Raw genomic sequence first — 17,573 nt, 5'->3', positions numbered from 1 at the left:
GAGCTTTAGCCCACGGTTTTATTTATGGTTGTTAATTGGTGGGCTAAAGCCCCCCTACGGGTTACGAGAAATCTAGTAACAATTCTCTGTAATACTCATACCGCTTTTGGCTTTGCTCAATCGCTAAAGGCAAGCCTTCGGTGATGGAATTGGTGAGCGTTTCAAATTTATCTAGGATTGAAACGATGCGTTGTTGTTCCTTTAGTTGAGGAATAGAAATTTTTACTTTTTTCAAATTGTCGTTATATAAACGTTGAATGGTGCCTCCTTCGGCAATTCCCCATTTAGCAATCTTATAGAAATGATATAAATATTTATTAAGAACGAGAGTTTCATCATTATCAATCCAGACTATATTGCTATCTTGAAAATAAGAATTTTCTCCATCAAATATAACTGTTCTACCAATAGTTCCGCTAGCAGATATAAGAATATCTCCTTTTTTAGGATAGCTATATTTTTGTTTATATTCTTGGAAAAGCTCATTTGAAATATAGGCATCAGGCTTTTTCCCAAAAGTTCCAATTTTATAAAAAGGAATATCTCCAGAGCTTGCTGTTTGGTTTTTAAGAATTCTTTTACACATACGAACAGGCCCTACATCACCAAGTTCAATAACCTTGTTCATTCCATCAATATTTAACAATTTCTCCCGATAGTATTCATACTGCTTCTGGCGTAGTGTAAGCTCGCTGGTAAGCTCGCTGGTAAGCGCTGTCAATGCGTCCAAAATTTTTACGATTTTGGTTTGGATGGGGAGTGGGGGGATAGGGATTTCTAATTTTTTTAGCTCGCTAGCGTTTAGCGCTGGAATTCCTGTAAAAGAGCATAAATTATGAATCTCTTTTTGAAAATGGAGCAGCACATGGTAAAGAAAGCGGACATTTAATTCATATTCTGATTTTATTGTTACAGAATAATTAAGATTTCCTCGGAAATATTTACCTTCTTGCCAAGTAATTGAGCCAACGCCAGCACCTCTTGTTGTAATACCAATAGGATCATTTTCAGTGTTCCACACATTAATAAATCCTAAGGGTTCACGTCCACTGTTGATGACAGGGTATATTCCAGGGTTTTGTGCAATAATATTTTTGCTAACTGACTGACCTGTTTTTATATCTGTGACTTTTCCTAAGGGCTTCCACTTCACCTCAGCCCCATCCAATAATTTTTCTAAAAAAGTGCGGTTGTTTTTCATGGTGTTTTTATCCCTCAATCTCCGCCACAATCTTGTCAATTTCTGCACGCAAGCGGTCGATATTAGCAACAGTTTGTTTAATTTCAGCGTTGAGTTTATCGATATCGATCACTTCTCGGGTGTCTTCTTGTTCTACGTAAGAACTCACCGCAAGGTTGTATTCATTGTTAACGATGTCTTCAAAGGACACGGATTTGGCTAAATGCGGTACATCTTCTTTATTGGCAAACAGTTTGAGAATTTGCTCAATATGTTCCGGTTCTAAACTGTTGTTATTGGTGGCGGGTTTAAATAAACCGCTGGCATCAATAAATTGGGTTTGGGTATCAGGTTTATGTTTGGAAAGCACCAAAATATTCACTGCGATACTGGTGCCAAAAAAGAGATTGGGCGCTAAGGCGATCACCGTTTCTACATAGTTATTATCCACCAAATATTGACGAATTTTTTGCTCCGCACCACCGCGATAAAAAATGCCGGGGAAGGACACAATCGCTGCGCGGCCTTTTGCTGAAAGATAACTTAACGCATGCAAAATAAAGGCAAAGTCTGCTTTGGATTTTGGTGCAAGTACGCCGGCTGGGGCAAAGCGTTCATCGTTAATTAGCGTTGGATCGTCAGAGCCAATCCATTTCACGGAGTAAGGCGGGTTAGAAACAATGGCATCAAAGGGTTTATCATCACCAAATTGCGGGCTCATTAAAGTGTTGCCAAGGGCGATATCAAACTTGTCGTAGTTGATGTTATGCAAAAACATATTCATACGGGCAAGGTTGTAAGTGGTGTGATTAATTTCCTGCCCGAAGAATCCCTCTTCAATGATGTGTTCATCAAATTGTTTTTTTGCTTGCAATAATAAAGAACCAGAACCCGCCGCTGGGTCGTAAATTTTATTGACCTTATCTTGTCCATATAAAGCCAGTCGAGCAATCAGCTTGGAAACGCATTGTGGCGTAAAGAACTCACCACCCGATTTACCGGCATTAGCAGCATAGTTGGAAATTAAAAATTCGTAAGCATCACCGAATAAATCAATATGATTATCTTCAAAGTCACCAAAATCTAACTCAGCAACGCCTTTTAATACATCGGCTAGACGGCTATTTTTATCGGCAACGGTATTACCCAAGCGGCTGCTAGTAGTATCAAAATCGGCAAATAAGCCTTTGATATCCTGTTCGGAAGGGTAGCCAGTAGCGGAGTTTTCGATAGCTGTAAAAATGCTTTTTAGGTCTGTATTTAAATTCGGATTAGTATTGGCTGTCGCCACGACATTTTTAAATAGCTGGCTTGGGTAAATAAAATAGCCTTTTGCTTTAATGGTGTCTTCTTTGATCGCTGCAATAATAGGGTCGTCATCATTAAAAGCAGAATAATCAACGCTATCATCTCCACCTTCAATGTAGTTGGCAAAGTTTTCGCTGATAAAACGATAGAAAAGTGTACCCAAAACATACTGTTTAAAATCCCAACCATCGACGGAACCGCGTACATCATTAGCGATTTGCCAAATGCGGCGTTGAAGTTCTGCGCGTTGTTGAATTGCTGCTGCCATAAAATCCTCAGAATATTTTGTATAATTATTAAGTTATAAATGTTCAAAATTATACAGGAAACAAATAATAACTAAATGAATTTCTATGGAAATTCCTCTACAATAAGCACATACTAATGTTTCCAAAAAAAATAAAAAATGAGCCAAAAATCAACCGCACTTAATGCCATTTCGTTACCTTTAAATCAAGTCAATTTAATTGAAGCCTCTGCAGGTACTGGGAAAACCTATACTATCGGCTCGATCTATCTTCGTTTACTTTTACAAGCAGGTGAGAATTGTTTTTCTCGACCGCTAAATGTGGACGAAATTTTGGTGGTAACCTTTACTGAAATGGCGACGGAAGATTTAAAACGTAAAATTCGGGAACGTTTAACGGCGGCGATTTCGATTTTTTCTGAATATTATGAGACAAAAGATAAGGCGATTTTTACAGGGGAACATCAATTTTTAGCGGAATTGTTGCCTTATTTAGAAGATATCCCAACTGCACTTCGTCGCTTAAAGCTAGCTGAACAAAATTTAGATTTAGCCTCCATTTATACCATTCACGGTTTTTGTCGCCGAATGTTAATGCAACATGCTTTTAATTCAGGTGTGCATTTCAATTTAAAACTTCTCAAAGATCAGTCTGATTTACTCAAACAATTTGCAAATGAATTTTGGCGAGAGCATTTTTATTCCCAACCTTTCGAGATTGCTAATTTTATCTCGAAAGAGTTAGGTTCGCCTGATGATGTGCTAAGCATTTTAGAATCTGATTTAAACAAAGATGTATCGGTAGCGACGGACAATCAACAAAGCTTGTCGTTGTCAATTGATGAATTTTTACAGAAAAGTGTGGGAGAGCGATTAAAAGCTGTTGAAGATCTAAAAGTTTTTTGGTTAAAAAATGTAGATGAAATTTCCTCCATTATCATGGAGGAAATAACAAAAGATTATCCAGAAGATCAGCTCAAATCTCTCAGTCGTAGCAGCTACCAAAAAGAACGTCTTAAAACATGGATTGAACAGATTAATGAATGGGCAAATAATCCACTAGACTATGAAATTCATGAAACATTAAGGAAGTATTTTCTACAATCTTCGATTGAGCAAAAATACGAAAAGCCGGCAAAAAATACGAAAAATAAAAAAGCGGCTATACCGTTTTATGCACCGATTTTTGAAGAACTCGAAGAACTGGTTGCAAAACATCAATCAAGTGATTTATTAAAAAAAATCATTCTTTATCACTATCGTCAAGGTATTCAAAAGAAACTTCTTGAATACAAAGCGAATCATCCTGAAAAATCCTTTGATGATTTATTACGCTTATTGAAAGAAGCATTATATGGTGAGGGCGGAGAACAGTTAGCAGAATTAATTCGTTTTCAATATCCTTTTGCCATGATTGACGAGTTCCAAGATACGGATGCGTTGCAGTATCAAATTTTCTCGAAAATTTATCACAATAAAACCGCGTCTGGTAATGTTGGCTTTATGATGATCGGGGACCCAAAACAGGCAATTTATCGCTTCCGTGGTGCCGATATTTTCACTTATCTAAAAGCAGCGGATGAAGCGAGTGAGCGTTTTAACTTAGGTACAAACTACCGTTCTTCTCAACCTTTAGTAGAAGGGGTAAATCGATTATTTGATTTTAAAAATGATCCCTTTATTTATGAAAATATTGAATTTTTAAACGTCGGCGCAGCCAAGAAAAATCTTATTTTTCAGTTAAATAATCAGCCTGAGCCAGCCTTCCGTTTTTACATTAATGATAAAGACGAATCCACCCAGCAAGATTATGCGAAAGCTTGCGCAATATCGATTCAGCAATGGTTAAAAAGTGCGGCTGAAAATCCACTTGTTTTTCCAAATGAAAGCAAAGCGGAAAATCAAACATTGCGAGCAGAAAATATTGCTGTTTTAGTGCGTGGTTATACGGAAGCCGAATTGGTGAAAAAAGAATTGCAAGCACTTGGTATTGCGTCGGTTTACCTTTCTGATAGAGGAAATGTCTTTGAGAGTAACACAGCAAAAGAACTGGCCTTGATTTTGCAAGCCTGTTTGAGTGTGACTGAGCGTCCAATTTTGAATGCGATTGCGACCGCACTTTTCGGCTTAAATGCAGCTGAAATTCACCAAATTCACCATGATGAAATTCAGTGGCAACGTTGGGCTGAAAAATTCGCAGAGTATCAACAAATTTGGCAACGCCAAGGCGTATTGCCGATGTTGCACCATTTACTTTTAGCTGAAAATATCACAGAAAAACTCTTATCTCGGCCTGATGGTGAACGTAAACTGACAGATTTATTACATTTAGCTGAAATTTTACAACAAGCAGCTGCATTAAATGAAAGTGAAGCGGCATTATTGCGTTGGTTTGAAAAGCAAATTCAAGATGAAGGTCGTCAAGAAGCACAAATTCGTTTAGAAAGCGAACGTCAGTTAGTGAAGATTGTGACTATCCATAAATCGAAAGGGTTGGAATATGATTTAGTTTGGTTGCCATTTTTAGGTAATGAAGCAAAAGACCCAACAAAATCAGGCAAGCAGAAGAAACTGTTTAATTTATATTACGACAGTGATGAAGAGAAAACCTTGTGGGACATGCAAGATCAACACTTGGATGATTTGACCCAAGAAGTTTTTGCGGAAGAATTGCGGTTGCTTTATGTGGCATTAACCCGAGCAAAATACCAAATGGCCTTTGTGTTACCAAAAGCCTTTGATAAAAAATGGAATGCTTTATTGTATGTGTTAACACAGGGTGAAATTGGTCGAAAACTCGATTTGCCAGCTAATTGGGATACCCAACCGTTATTAGAAAAGTTTAAACAGCTTTTACCTAATGATGTAGCGATTGAATTAACTGATGTGTTACAAGCCAGTGAAGCACTTACTTTAAATGTTTCTCAAGAAAATTTAAGCGCAGAAATTTTCCAAGGTGAAATTGAACAAGATTGGCGAGTGACGAGCTTTAGTGGCATAGAACAAACACATCAACGCAAAGCTTATTTAAATGAAAGTGCGGTGAAAAAATCGCTCATTTTTGATGATGCGAAAGATTATGATGCATCGATTTTAATAGAAAATATCACTGAAAATCTGACCGCACTTGCTCATGATAACGATGAAATGGTTCTAGATTTCCCAAGGGGAACACAAATCGGTACGTTATTGCATCGTTATTTTGAAAAGGTGCCTTTTGCTCAACTGGCTGAGAAAGAAAACATTGAAAAATTATGTCAGGATTTGAATCTTGCGGAAGAGCAATTTGTAGCAGTTCAACAGTGGTTTGCACAAATACTCAGCACGCCAATTTTGCCAAAGGATGATCTCACCCTTGCTCAGATTAACGAAAAACAATGCTTAAAAGAGTTGGCATTTTATCTCAATATCACAAGCCATTTTGATGTCGCTGGTTTTAATCGAGCGTTAGCAACCTTACATCATTTGCCATCAGAACCGTTACAGTTTGATGATATTCAAGGCATGGTGCGAGGCACAATGGACTTAGTTTTCTGTCATCAAGATAAATATTATTTGCTTGATTACAAATCGAATTTCTTAGGTGAAACATTAAAGGATTACGATCAAACTGCATTGAAAAAAGCCATGTTAGAACATCATTATGATTGGCAATATTTGTTGTATGTTGTGGCATTACACCGCTATTTAAAAACACGTTTACCTCACTACGATTACAACCGAGATTTTGGTGGTGTGGTCTATGCATTTTTACGAGGAATGAATGGTTCGCCACAATCGGGCATCTTTTTTGATAAACCAGATTGGCAATTAATCCAACAATTAGAGGAATTATTTTAATGTTAAGCCTATTAAAATCCTTGCAAGAACAGGGTGTGATTACCCAAGGCGATTATTATTTTGCTCAATTAATTGCGGATAAACAAAAAGATAAAGGCTATACCGAACCCGTCCAAAATTTAGCGATTTTATTAGCCGCACTTTGCAACTGGAGCTATACGCAAGGCAATACTTGTTGTGTGTTAGATCGTTTCTTAGAACGTAATTTATTCGGTTTGGCTTATCGTCATACTGAAACGGATTTTTTGTCGCTTATCAATGAAAAAATCGGTTCGCTTCCGGTATCAAAATGGCAATCAGCCTTAGCGGGGCATATTGCTTTTACACAAGATCCTGAAAATCAGATTGCGCCTCTCGCATTTCAATTTGGGGCGATTTATTTCTACCGAGCTTGGCAAGATGAGTTCCGCGTTGCGCAATATATTAAAAACGCCTTGAAAAATGACCGCATTTTATCGGTAGAGCCGCAACAAATTCGGGCATTATTAGATCGTTATTTCTCTCAACAACAAGCACAAATTGATTGGCAAAAAGTAGCTGTCGCAACGGCGGTAAAAAGTCCATTCTCAGTGATTACGGGCGGACCAGGAACAGGGAAAACCACGACAGTTACTCGATTATTATGTGTATTACAGGAATTATTTGGTGGCAAACTTCACATTAAATTGGTTGCGCCAACGGGGAAAGCGGCGGCTCGTTTAACGGAATCCATCGAAAACGCTTTGGCAAAAATGCCGATTTCAAATGAGTTACGTGCATCGATTCCGAAAACCGCAGAAACGTTGCATCGTTTACTAGGCGTTCGACCTTTTACCGATAGCGTGAAATATCATGCACATAATCCACTGCAAATTGATGTGCTAGTGGTGGATGAAACTTCGATGATTGATTTGCCGATGATGGCGAAACTGGTGCAAGCGTTGAAACCCGAAACGCGTTTGATTTTATTAGGTGACCAAGCCCAATTAGCTTCAGTAGAAGCGGGGGCGGTATTAGGCGAAATTGCACAATTTTTAACGCAAGATTATAGCCCTGCTCAAGCCGATTATATCCATGCAACAACAGGCTATACCGTTCCAACTTCAGATGAACATAGTCCGTTGCGTGATGCCATTTGCCATTTAACCTTTAGTCGTCGTTTCCGAGATGATTCGGGTATTAAACAACTTGCTGAGCAAATTCAACAAGGAAAGGGCGAGGGCAGTGTGGCAACCTTTGCGGAATATCCACAAGAGTTGCATTTCCATCATTTTGATGAAGAGCAAGACGTTAAAGAATCTGTTCGCCAAGTGGTGAAAAGTGCGGTTGAAAATTACCGTGTTTATTTAACCCAACTTCAAACTTATTTTGCTCAGAAGAAAGATCTCAATGCAAAATTTATAGATGAAAAGGGCAATGAGAAAACTTATGCAGAAGCGATTTTAGACCGTTTTAATTCCGTTCAATTTTTGACCGCACTTCGTGCTTCAGCATTAGGTGTAGAAGAGTTAAATCGTGAAATTGCTTTAGCATTACGAGCAGAGAAATTACTTTGGTTCCGCCAAGAGGACGATTGGTATATTGGTAAACCAATTATGATTACGGAAAATGATCATAATGTGAAACTGTATAACGGTGATATTGGCTTGTGTTTAGCTAAAGGCAAAGTGTGGTTTGGTAATCGAGAAGTTTCTACCAGTCGTATTCCCGCTCACGAACCTGCATTTATGATGACGATTCATAAATCCCAAGGTTCGGAGTTTGAACATACCGTCATAGTGTTACCAACAGAACCTAATCCAGTGCTTTCACGAGAGCTGGTATTTACCGGTGTTACCCGTGCGAAAAATCAACTTTCCGTATTTGCCAATGAAAAAATCTGGCAAAGTGCGGTCAGAAATACGGTAAAAAGACAAAGTGGATTAGGAAAGTTATTACAGGAAAAAGAGGAGTAAAAAATGAAATTATATGTTTACGATCATTGCCCGTTTTGTGTACGTGCCCGCATGATTTTCGGTTTAAAAAATCTGCCGGTAGAACTTGTGGTGCTCGCGAATGATGATGAAGCAACACCGATTGGTTTAGTGGGCAAAAAGGTTGTGCCAATTCTTGTTAAAGAAGATGGTACTGCGATGCCAGAAAGTTTGGATATCGTGCATTATGTTGATAAACATTTTGGTGAAAAAATCTTATCTGAAGACGTTCGTCCTGAAATTGAAGCATGGTTAAAAGAAGTTGGCAGTTATTATGGTCATCTTACGACCGCACGCTTTACGCAAATCGGTTTAGCTGAATTTGAAACCCAAAGTGCGGTCGATTATTTCACTAAAAAGAAAACGGAATTTATTGGGGGTTTTGCTGAAAATATCGCGAAGACCGAAACCTATCTTGCTCGCTTAAAAGGTGATTTAGAGAAATTAGCGGTATTAATTCAATCTGAAAATGCATTAAACGGAAAACTTTCTCTTGAAGATATTATCGTCTTCCCGGTATTACGAAATCTGACTTGTGTGAAAGGAATCGAATTTCCACCAGCGGTTTTAGCTTATGTTAAGAATATGGCTAAGTTAAGTCATGTGCCGTTGTATTTTGGTAAAGCTATTTAATCTCTGTTAAGTCATAGGCCCTGGAAATACTGAAGTTTTGACTTGGATCATAGGTGCGGTCATTTTTTCAGTATTTTTTATTCATCGATCTATAATCTCTAACGTTTACTTTAATAAGAGCGCAGAGATATGGATCAGGAATACCAACGAGCGGTTACCCGTATTTGTGTGGAAACCGCTTTGTTATTGTTACAGCATGGCGCAGAAAGTGCTGTCGTCGTACAAATGGCACAGCGATTAGGTGTAGCTTTAGGCATTGAAAGCGTGGAGTGTGCGTTAACGGCAAATGCCGTCTTGTTGACCACGCTTTCTAAGCAGCATTGTATTACCACCGTGCGGAAAAATGTCGATAAAGGCATTAATATGCAAATCGTTACGGATGTTCAGCACATTGTGGTTGCCGTAGAGCATCACTTGTATGATTTGTCCATGGCTCAAAAGAAACTGGATAAATTAAAACCACTAAAATATAACCGTTATTTGGTGGTGTTTATGATTGGTTTATCTTGTGCCTCTTTTGCTCATCTTTCTGGCGGAGATATGACAATTTGTGCAATCACCTTTATTGCCTCTGCCATTGCCATGTTTGTTCGACAAGAAATTTCTAAACGTCATTACAATCCACTCATCGTCTTTGCCATTACCGCATTTGTTGCCTCACTGATTTCCGGTGTCAGTTTAAAATATAGTTTAGGCAATGATCCTCATATCGCATTAGCTTCTAGCGTTTTATTACTTGTCCCAGGATTCCCATTAATTAATTCTCTTGCAGATATTTTAAAAGGGTATGTCAATATGGGAATAGGACGATGGACCATCGCTACGGTTCTCACCTTTGGTGCTTGTTTAGGTATCGTTTTTGCATTAGATCTTTTAAATATTGTTTCGTGGGTGGGGTAATAGGATGTTTTTACTGAATTTACTCGACGATATGCTTTTTGCAGCCATTCCTGCAGTAGGATTTGCCCTAGTATTTAATGTTCCGCCTAAAGCCTTAAAGTATTGTGCTATTTTAGGCGCGCTTGGGCATGTCACGAGAACGTTATTATTACACTTTGGAGTACCGATTGTTTTTGCCACTTTTTTTGCCACTTGTGTGATTGGTTTTATTGGTGTGCATTTATCTCATCGCTATTTAGCCCATCCAAAAGTCTTTACCGTTGCGGCAATTATTCCAATGATTCCGGGTGTTCATGCTTATAAAGCGATGATTGCTATCGTACAAATTCATCATTATGGCTTTTCCGATACATTATTTGAGCAAATGATCAGCTCTTTTATCAACACCAGCTTTATTTTGGGTGCCCTTGTTTTGGGCCTCGCCTTACCTGGATTATTGTTCTATCGACAAAAGCCTGTAGTATAGAAAATAAAAAGCCGACATCAGTCGGCTTTCGTATTTAATCAATATTTAATTAAGCATAGCAAGTTTGGCAAGCGGCTTGGAACATCCAAACAAGTTTTTCTTGCTCTTTGATGTAGTCGCTCATTTGAGACGCTGTACCTTCATCATCAGACTCGCCCGCTAATTCAAGAATTTCACGTTGTTGCTCAAGTAATACTTTTAATCCTTCTAATGTGCCTTTTAAGCAAGATTGTGCATCACTTACTCCTAACTCTTCTTTAATACGTGAGTCTTTGAAGTATTGTGAATAACCGTTATGTGGTGTGTAACCTAAAGTTAAGATACGTTCTGCGACCTCATCAACTTTTTCTACTAAATCTGTGTAGATTTCTTCAAATTTTGCGTGTAATTCAAAAAAGTTTACGCCTTTGATGTTCCAGTGGTAACCACGCACGTTAGTATAGAAGACTTGATAGGTTGCTAATAATTCGTTTAATTTTGCTGCTAATTTTTCAGATGCTTTTTTATCTAAACCGATTGATGTTTTTGACATAGTATTTTCCTCTTTATTGTTGATTAAAATGTTGTTCCCTTGCTTGGGAAGTGCGGTCATTATAAGCATCGTTTTTTCTGATGGCTATTTCATATTATCTAGTGATTCAATAGTTAAAATCTATTTATAATAAATTATACATAGTTAAAAACTTTTAATTCAAGTTACAAAAAACTCTGTGAAGTAGATCACACATTCAATATTTCCCCTTTGACAGAATGAATCGAAGATGATTATGATTGATGCAAATCATTTTATTCTAAGATTTGATTGCTTTACTTCATTTTCGAATGAAATGTTTGGCTAGGTTTAAAAAACCAAAATATGATTTTATTACTCATCAGGAGTTTAGTATGACAAAGCATTTTTCCTTTGAAACAAATGAATCTCGTCGTCATTTTATGAAGCTTATGGCTGGCGTGGGGGCAGGTATTGCATTTAGTGGCACATTAGGCACATTTGCACCAAAAGCCTTTGCTGCAGACATTAAAGGTAAAACCATTGAAGCTGGGATTGCTTATCCACTTTCTACTGGTTTTGACCCAATGACATCAAGCGGTGCTTCACCTTATGCCGCAAACTTGCATATTTTTGAAGGTTTGGTGGATTTGCATCCTGCAACTCGTGAACCTTATCTTGCCTTAGCAGGAAAAGAGCCAGAACAAGTTGATGAAAAAACATGGCGTATAACCTTACGTGAAGGCGCAACTTTCCATGACGGCGCACCTGTTACCACTGAAGACGTTGTGTATTCCTTCAATCGTATTATGGATCCAGCCAATAAATCACTATTTGTGATGTTTATTGATTTCGTTGAAAGTGTGAAAGCGGTAGACGATAAAGTCGTGGAATTTAAATTGAAATATCCATTTGCTTTATTCGCTAACCGCTTAACTTGTGTGAAAATTGTACCGAAACATGTGATCGACAAAGTCGGTCAATCTGCATTTGATGCGCACCCAGTTGGTTCTGGTCCATTCAAATTTGTTTCAGCTGTGAAAGATGACAAAATCGTCTTTGAAGCTTATGAACCTTACAATGGTAAATATCCAGCACAAGTTGAAAAAATGTCTTGGTTATTGCTTTCTGATGCCGCAGCTCGTGTAACTGCACAAGAGTCCAAACGTACTCAAGCAATGGAAAGCGTGCCTTATTTAGACATTAGTCGCTTGAAAAACAAAAAACAACAAGTGCAATCCGTTCAATCTTTCGGCTTGCTATTCTTAATGTTTAACTGCGAAAAAGCGCCGTTTAACAATCCAAAAGTACGTCAAGCATTACACTATGGTTTGAACACTGAAAAACTTGTTGATATTGTATTTGATGGTAATGCGGAAGCTGCAACATCATACTTACAAACCACTCACCCAGATTATATTAAGGCATCAACTCAATATCCTTATGATCCGGAAAAAGCCGCGGCATTATTGAAAGAAGCTGGTGTGACAGAGCTTAAATTTGAATTGCTCGCAACCGACCACGATTGGGTGAAAGAATCTGCACCATTAATTTTAGAGTCTTGGAACAAGATTCCTGGTGTGAAAGTGACTTTACAACATTTACAATCAGGTGCGTTATACAGTAACAACGTAGACCCAGGTGTGTATGAAGTAGCAATCGCGCCGGGTGACCCATCTGTGTTTGGTAACGACTTAGACTTGCTTTTAAGCTGGTGGTATCGTGGTGATGTATGGCCGAAACGTCGTTTCCGTTGGAGCAACACCCCTGAGTTTGCGAAAGTGACTGAATTACTCAATGCAGCAGTGAGAGCAAAAGATCACGCTGAAGCGAAAAAATCATGGGAAGAAGCGATTAACATTATTGCGGCTGAAGTACCACTTTATCCGATTGTTCATCGTAAACTCCCTTCCGCATGGGATGATAGCAGTCTTGAAGGTTATCAACCATTGGCAACAACTGGTTTATCCTTCCTCGGTGTGGGCCGCAAATAAAAGCACTTTTTAATGTTTGGGCTGTTGAGCAATCAACAGCCTTTTTTCTTTCCTTTTTAACATAAAAGTGAGGTCATTTTTTCCTCTGTTTTTCAATCATTTTTTCTCTCTATTTCATTTCAAAAAAATCTTTGTGAAGCCGATCACAGATTTGAACTTTGCCCTAGGCACTTGGATTGACAGGGTATAGTGCGGACATTATGATTTGTATAAATCATTTTGTTTTTTAATTTGATTATTTCACTTCATTTTTAATTTAATGAATTTCTCAAAATAGAATAGGAGAGGTCAGATGGAAATGATACTTCGATTATTGTTACGCCGATTGATGGCTTTGCCAGTCATGATACTAGGTGTAACAGCACTCGTCTTTGTGGTGCTTCAATTCACACCAGGTGATCCTGCAACGGTAGCATTAGGCGAAAGTGCTAGTGAAGCGGCAAAACAACTTTACCGCGAATCACATGGCTTAAATGATCCACTCTTTGTTCAATATTTTCGCTTCTTAGGTAATTTACTTGTATTGGATTTTGGTGTGACGATGCCACCAGAATTACCCATCAGTAGCATGCTAGCGAAATCTTTCCCAATCACGTTACAGCTTACTCTAATTGGTGTGGTGTTTGCGGCGGTAGTGTCTTTCTCATTAGGTGTGCTTGCAGCGCTTTATCGTGATAGCTGGGTAGACCAAGTGATTCGTTTAATCTCTGTTGCAGCGGTTGCGACACCATCATTCTGGTTAGGTATCTTACTTATTCAATGGTTCTCTTTGGAATTAGATTGGTTACCTTCTGGTGGTTTTGTGCCATTCAGCGAAAGCCCAATGGGGTATATCAATTCCATGATTTTGCCATCTCTTGCACTTGCGGTGCCGGTATGTGCGTCATTAATTCGTGTTGTGCGTACAACCATGGTAGAAGAAATGGATAAAGATTATGTGAGAACGGCGATTGGTAACGGTGTGCCTTATGCAACTGTTATTCGTCACAACGTATTACGTAATGCCTTAATTACACCTGTGACTGTATTAGGCTTACGTGTAGGTTACTTACTTGGTGGTGCGGTAGTTATCGAACAAATCTTTGACTTACCAGGCATGGGTAAATTGATCTTTAACGGCATCGTCAACCATGACTTGCACTTAGTACAAGGTGTGGTACTAACAATCGCCTTTACCTTCGTTTTAGTGAATATTATCGTTGATATTCTCTATGTGTTGATTAACCCTAAAATTCGGAGTCTATAATGTTTCGTCAAGGTTTAGCAGATCGATTAGCTGCAAGCGGTGCGAGATTCCGAGCACTTTCCACCGCATCAAAAATTTCATTATTATTCTTAGTTTTCGTTGCTTTAGTGGCGGTGTTTGCCCCTTGGGTCGCAACACATGATCCATTAGAAGTGATCGCACGTATGCGTGCTCCAAGTGCGGAATATTGGTTTGGGACTGATCGACTTGGTCGTGATATTTTCTCTCGTATTGTTTACGGTGCGCAAACATCCTTATTTATCGGTTTAGGTGCGGTAGCTTGTGCCATTATTTTCGGTAGTATTTTAGGTGCAACGGCAGCGACATCTGAGAAATGGGGCAATGAAATTATCATGCGCTTAATGGATATTTTAATGGCCTTCCCAGGTATCGCATTAGCGGCAGTGTTATTAGCAACCTTTGGTAACTCTGTACCGGTCATTATCATCACCATTGCCGTGGTTTATACTCCGCAACTTGCTCGAGTGGTTCGTGCGAACGTGGTATCACAATGGGATGAAGACTATGTGCGTGCTGAACGCGTTATTGGTGGTAGCCGTACTTATATTCTTCTTAAACACGTTGTACGCAATACCGCTGCACCGGTTTTAGTCTTCGCAACCGTAATGGTGGCAGATGCTATCGTATTCGAAGCCTCACTTTCTTTCTTAGGCGCAGGTGTACAACCACCACATCCTTCATGGGGTAACATCCTTTCTGAAGGTCGTAACATCGTATTAAATGGTGCATGGTGGGCGACAACCTTTGCGGGTGTGATGATTCTTTTAACTGTATTAGCCTTAAATATTTTGGCAGAAGGACTTACCGATGCCTTGGTTAACCCACGCTTGAAAGGCGGTAAAAAACCAGAAGGTAAATCGGATGAACGTCTCTCTACCGACGTACAAGAAGCACTTGCTGAAGGTCTTGCATTAAAACGTTACTTACTCAAATTACATGAAAAAGAAATCACCCGTACGAATCGTATGCAATTAAATCCAAATGCAAAACCGATTTTACAAGTGAAAAACTTATCTATTCGTTTCCCAAATCGTTATGGTGAAATTCCATTGGTTGATAACATCAGCTTCACCGTAAATGAAGGGGAAACCATGGGGTTAGTAGGTGAGTCTGGTTGTGGTAAATCCATTACGGCATTCTCCATCATGGGCTTGTTACCAAAAACAGCCAAAATCACTGGGGAAGTGCTTTTCACCGACCGCAGTGGCAAACAACACAGTTTACTTAACGCTAACAATCTAAGTGAATTGCGTGGTTCTGAAATTGCGATGATTTACCAAGACTCTTTAAGTGCATTAAACCCTTCAATGCGTATCAAAGATCAAATGGCACAGCTCATCAAACGTGGCAGCCACCATACCGCAGAAAAATTGCTGGAATGGGTACATCTTGATCCTGAAAAAGTGTTGAATCGTTATCCTCACGAACTTTCTGGTGGCCAACGTCAACGTGTGGTGATTGCAATGGCATTAACTCGTGAACCGAAATTATTAATCGCCGATGAACCAACAACCGCATTAGACGTCACCGTTCAAGCTGAAGTAGTGAAGTTATTGAATGAATTACGTGAAAAACTAGGGTTTGCAATGGTGTTTGTCAGCCACGATTTAGCATTAGTTGCTCAATTAGCTCACCACATTACGGTAATGTATGCGGGACAAGTGGTCGAAATGGCACCAACATCCTTATTGCTTGCTAATCCAACTCATGAATATACACGTGGCTTATTGGGCTCTGTACTTTCAACCGAAGTGCGTGCGAAACGTTTATATCAAATTCCGGGCAGCGTACCATCACCTTACGATTTTGCTACAGGTGACCGTTTTGCAAGTCGTTCATTGCGACCAGATGCAAATCCGGAACAAAAATTGGTATTAACCGCTGTAGAAGGCGAGCCGTCTCACTTGTGGGCTTCTCATTTAGCTAAGCCTGTAACGGAAGCGAAAGGAGCATAATATGAGCAGTAGCATTAGAGTTATTAAAGAACAAAACATCATCGATTTAGAAAATATCGTGGTGCAATTTCCTTCTCGCGACGGTTCCTTGTTTGGACGTAAAAAATTCACTGCGGTGAACAATGTGAGTCTTGGCATCAAAGCAGGGGAAACCATTGGTTTAGTTGGGGAATCTGGCTGCGGAAAATCTACCTTAGCCAACGTAATCATTGGACTGCTTAAACCGACATCTGGTTTAGTGAAATTCAACGGTTTACAAATGCAATATGGCAGCTCAGAAGCAAGAAAACAATTCGGTCGCCAAGTGTCGGTGATTTTCCAAGACCCAGCAACCGCACTGAATCCTCGTATGAAAGTGTTGGATATTTTGCGTGACCCAATGGATATTCACAATGTGTTACAACCCCATGAACGGGAGAAACGCGTGTATGACTTACTTTCTCGCGTCGGCTTACCACGTTCTGCGGCACAAGTTGAACCAACTCGTTTATCGGGCGGGCAAAAACAACGTGTGGCAATTGCACGTGCTTTAGCGCTGAATCCAAAACTGATTGTGGCAGATGAGCCGACTTCTGCATTAGACGTATCCGTTCGTGCTCAAGTGTTAAACTTATTGGCGGATTTGAAAAAAGAACTCAATCTTGCCATGGTGTTTATCTCTCACGATATCCAAACCGTACGCCAAGTATCTGATCGCATTGTCGTGATGTACGGCGGTCAAATTTTGGAAACGGGTAGCACTGAAGATATTTTCAACCACCCAACAGTGGATTACACAAGAAAATTACTTGGAGTGGCTCCATCATTATTATAAAACGAGTAAATAAAATATCTTAATTTATGACCGCACTTTTAAAGTGCGGTTATTTTTTTATGATTTTTCTTGCATAGACTTGAAAACTTAGATAAAAGATTACTTATCTTTACAGATGAATTGTAATTGTGGAGCCATTATGCAAACTAAATTTAATTTATATCCCAAAGAACAATTACCTGAAAACTTTAAGTTTCCTCAGTCTTATATTGATTTATCGAGTAATATGGAAAAGATAAATGAATTGGAATATTTTCCTTGGTGGTTTGAAGATCCTGATTATGAGAATTCAGAGATAGAGGACAGTGTTTATCTTTATAGCAAAGCAATAGAAAAACTGACAGGTGTAGCTGATTTAATATCATTCGCTAGAGACGGTGATTGGGCAGCTTGTTTCAAATTGACGGATTACTCTGGAAATCCGAGAGTTTATGTTCATGATCTTGGTAATAAAGACAATAAATATGAATGTAAGGATTTTGATGAGTGGTTAGCGGAAGAAATCAAAAGTGCAAAAGAGTATTAAA

Annotated in this window: 13 protein-coding genes; 10 read left to right on the top strand and 3 right to left on the bottom strand. The window is 39.0% G+C overall.

The window, feature by feature from the left end:
• Positions 1-61 precede the first annotated feature (61 nt).
• Positions 62-1,201, bottom strand: coding sequence for a restriction endonuclease subunit S (locus HMPREF3279_RS01805; RefSeq protein ID WP_070867881.1), 1,140 nt, complete (start codon positions 1,199-1,201; stop codon positions 62-64).
• A gap of 7 nt (positions 1,202-1,208) precedes the next feature.
• On the bottom strand, positions 1,209-2,756 hold the full coding sequence (locus HMPREF3279_RS01800; protein ID WP_070867880.1) for a type I restriction-modification system subunit M: 1,548 nt from the start codon (positions 2,754-2,756) through the stop codon (positions 1,209-1,211).
• 138 nt (positions 2,757-2,894) lie between these two features.
• Between HMPREF3279_RS01800 and recB the strand changes: the two genes are divergently transcribed.
• The 5 genes from recB to HMPREF3279_RS01775 all read left to right on the top strand — a co-directional run bounded on the left by recB (position 2,895) and on the right by HMPREF3279_RS01775 (position 10,526).
• Positions 2,895-6,575, top strand: a complete 3,681-nt coding sequence (gene recB, locus HMPREF3279_RS01795; protein ID WP_070867879.1) for an exodeoxyribonuclease V subunit beta — start codon at positions 2,895-2,897, stop codon at positions 6,573-6,575.
• Complete coding sequence (gene recD / locus HMPREF3279_RS01790; RefSeq protein ID WP_049368773.1) at positions 6,575-8,509, top strand: exodeoxyribonuclease V subunit alpha; 1,935 nt, start codon at positions 6,575-6,577, stop codon at positions 8,507-8,509. The genes recB and recD overlap by 1 nt, the downstream gene beginning before the upstream one ends.
• 3 nt (positions 8,510-8,512) lie before the next feature.
• Positions 8,513-9,160, top strand: a complete 648-nt coding sequence (gene grxB, locus HMPREF3279_RS01785) for a glutaredoxin 2 (protein WP_049368772.1) — start codon at positions 8,513-8,515, stop codon at positions 9,158-9,160.
• Between the two features lie 129 nt (positions 9,161-9,289).
• A complete protein-coding gene (locus HMPREF3279_RS01780) occupies positions 9,290-10,060 on the top strand; it encodes a threonine/serine exporter family protein (protein WP_049368771.1) in 771 nt (256 codons plus the stop codon).
• A gap of 4 nt (positions 10,061-10,064) precedes the next feature.
• On the top strand, positions 10,065-10,526 hold the full coding sequence (locus tag HMPREF3279_RS01775; RefSeq protein WP_049365508.1) for a threonine/serine exporter family protein: 462 nt from the start codon (positions 10,065-10,067) through the stop codon (positions 10,524-10,526).
• A gap of 49 nt (positions 10,527-10,575) precedes the next feature.
• On the opposite strand, the gene HMPREF3279_RS01770 is transcribed toward HMPREF3279_RS01775, so the two are convergent.
• Positions 10,576-11,058, bottom strand: a complete 483-nt coding sequence (locus tag HMPREF3279_RS01770) for a Dps family protein (protein ID WP_049368770.1) — start codon at positions 11,056-11,058, stop codon at positions 10,576-10,578.
• Positions 11,059-11,411: 353 nt separating this feature from the next.
• Here HMPREF3279_RS01770 and HMPREF3279_RS01765 point away from each other — a divergent pair, with 353 nt between their 5' ends.
• The 5 genes from HMPREF3279_RS01765 (at position 11,412) to HMPREF3279_RS01745 (ending at position 17,572) form a co-directional block, all read left to right on the top strand.
• The gene (locus HMPREF3279_RS01765) at positions 11,412-13,010 is read left to right on the top strand and encodes an ABC transporter substrate-binding protein (protein ID WP_049368769.1); all 1,599 of its coding nucleotides are present in this window, start codon (positions 11,412-11,414) and stop codon (positions 13,008-13,010) included.
• Positions 13,011-13,302: 292 nt separating this feature from the next.
• Positions 13,303-14,256, top strand: coding sequence for an ABC transporter permease (locus HMPREF3279_RS01760; protein WP_014065363.1), 954 nt, complete (start codon positions 13,303-13,305; stop codon positions 14,254-14,256).
• On the top strand, positions 14,256-16,232 hold the full coding sequence (locus HMPREF3279_RS01755; protein ID WP_070867878.1) for a dipeptide/oligopeptide/nickel ABC transporter permease/ATP-binding protein: 1,977 nt from the start codon (positions 14,256-14,258) through the stop codon (positions 16,230-16,232). The genes HMPREF3279_RS01760 and HMPREF3279_RS01755 overlap by 1 nt, the downstream gene beginning before the upstream one ends.
• Before the next feature lies 1 nt (position 16,233).
• Positions 16,234-17,046 (top strand): ABC transporter ATP-binding protein, encoded by an 813-nt coding sequence (locus tag HMPREF3279_RS01750; RefSeq protein ID WP_049358059.1) that lies wholly within the window; start codon positions 16,234-16,236, stop codon positions 17,044-17,046.
• A gap of 139 nt (positions 17,047-17,185) precedes the next feature.
• Positions 17,186-17,572 (top strand): SMI1/KNR4 family protein, encoded by a 387-nt coding sequence (locus tag HMPREF3279_RS01745; RefSeq protein WP_070867877.1) that lies wholly within the window; start codon positions 17,186-17,188, stop codon positions 17,570-17,572.
• The last annotated feature ends 1 nt before the right edge of the window (position 17,573 follow it).

Origin of the sequence: Haemophilus sp. HMSC71H05 (assembly GCF_001838635.1) — a bacterium.
GTDB classification, from domain to species: domain Bacteria; phylum Pseudomonadota; class Gammaproteobacteria; order Enterobacterales; family Pasteurellaceae; genus Haemophilus_D; species Haemophilus_D parainfluenzae_R.
The sequence above is the reverse complement of the archived record's forward strand: the minus strand, read 5'-3'. Positions and strand labels throughout refer to the sequence as shown.

Excerpts from the sequence above, each read along its gene's own strand:
- HMPREF3279_RS01775 (WP_049365508.1), top strand. The coding sequence starts at position 10,065 with ATGTTTTTACTGAATTTACTCGACGATATGCTTTTTGCAGCCATTCCT.
- HMPREF3279_RS01780 (WP_049368771.1), top strand. The coding sequence starts at position 9,290 with ATGGATCAGGAATACCAACGAGCGGTTACCCGTATTTGTGTGGAAACC.
- HMPREF3279_RS01760 (WP_014065363.1), top strand. The coding sequence starts at position 13,303 with ATGGAAATGATACTTCGATTATTGTTACGCCGATTGATGGCTTTGCCA.
- HMPREF3279_RS01800 (WP_070867880.1), bottom strand. The coding sequence starts at position 2,756 with ATGGCAGCAGCAATTCAACAACGCGCAGAACTTCAACGCCGCATTTGG.
- recB (WP_070867879.1), top strand. The coding sequence starts at position 2,895 with ATGAGCCAAAAATCAACCGCACTTAATGCCATTTCGTTACCTTTAAAT.
- HMPREF3279_RS01750 (WP_049358059.1), top strand. The coding sequence starts at position 16,234 with ATGAGCAGTAGCATTAGAGTTATTAAAGAACAAAACATCATCGATTTA.
- HMPREF3279_RS01745 (WP_070867877.1), top strand. The coding sequence starts at position 17,186 with ATGCAAACTAAATTTAATTTATATCCCAAAGAACAATTACCTGAAAAC.
- recD (WP_049368773.1), top strand. The coding sequence starts at position 6,575 with ATGTTAAGCCTATTAAAATCCTTGCAAGAACAGGGTGTGATTACCCAA.
- HMPREF3279_RS01805 (WP_070867881.1), bottom strand. The coding sequence starts at position 1,201 with ATGAAAAACAACCGCACTTTTTTAGAAAAATTATTGGATGGGGCTGAG.
- HMPREF3279_RS01755 (WP_070867878.1), top strand. The coding sequence starts at position 14,256 with ATGTTTCGTCAAGGTTTAGCAGATCGATTAGCTGCAAGCGGTGCGAGA.
- grxB (WP_049368772.1), top strand. The coding sequence starts at position 8,513 with ATGAAATTATATGTTTACGATCATTGCCCGTTTTGTGTACGTGCCCGC.
- HMPREF3279_RS01765 (WP_049368769.1), top strand. The coding sequence starts at position 11,412 with ATGACAAAGCATTTTTCCTTTGAAACAAATGAATCTCGTCGTCATTTT.
- HMPREF3279_RS01770 (WP_049368770.1), bottom strand. The coding sequence starts at position 11,058 with ATGTCAAAAACATCAATCGGTTTAGATAAAAAAGCATCTGAAAAATTA.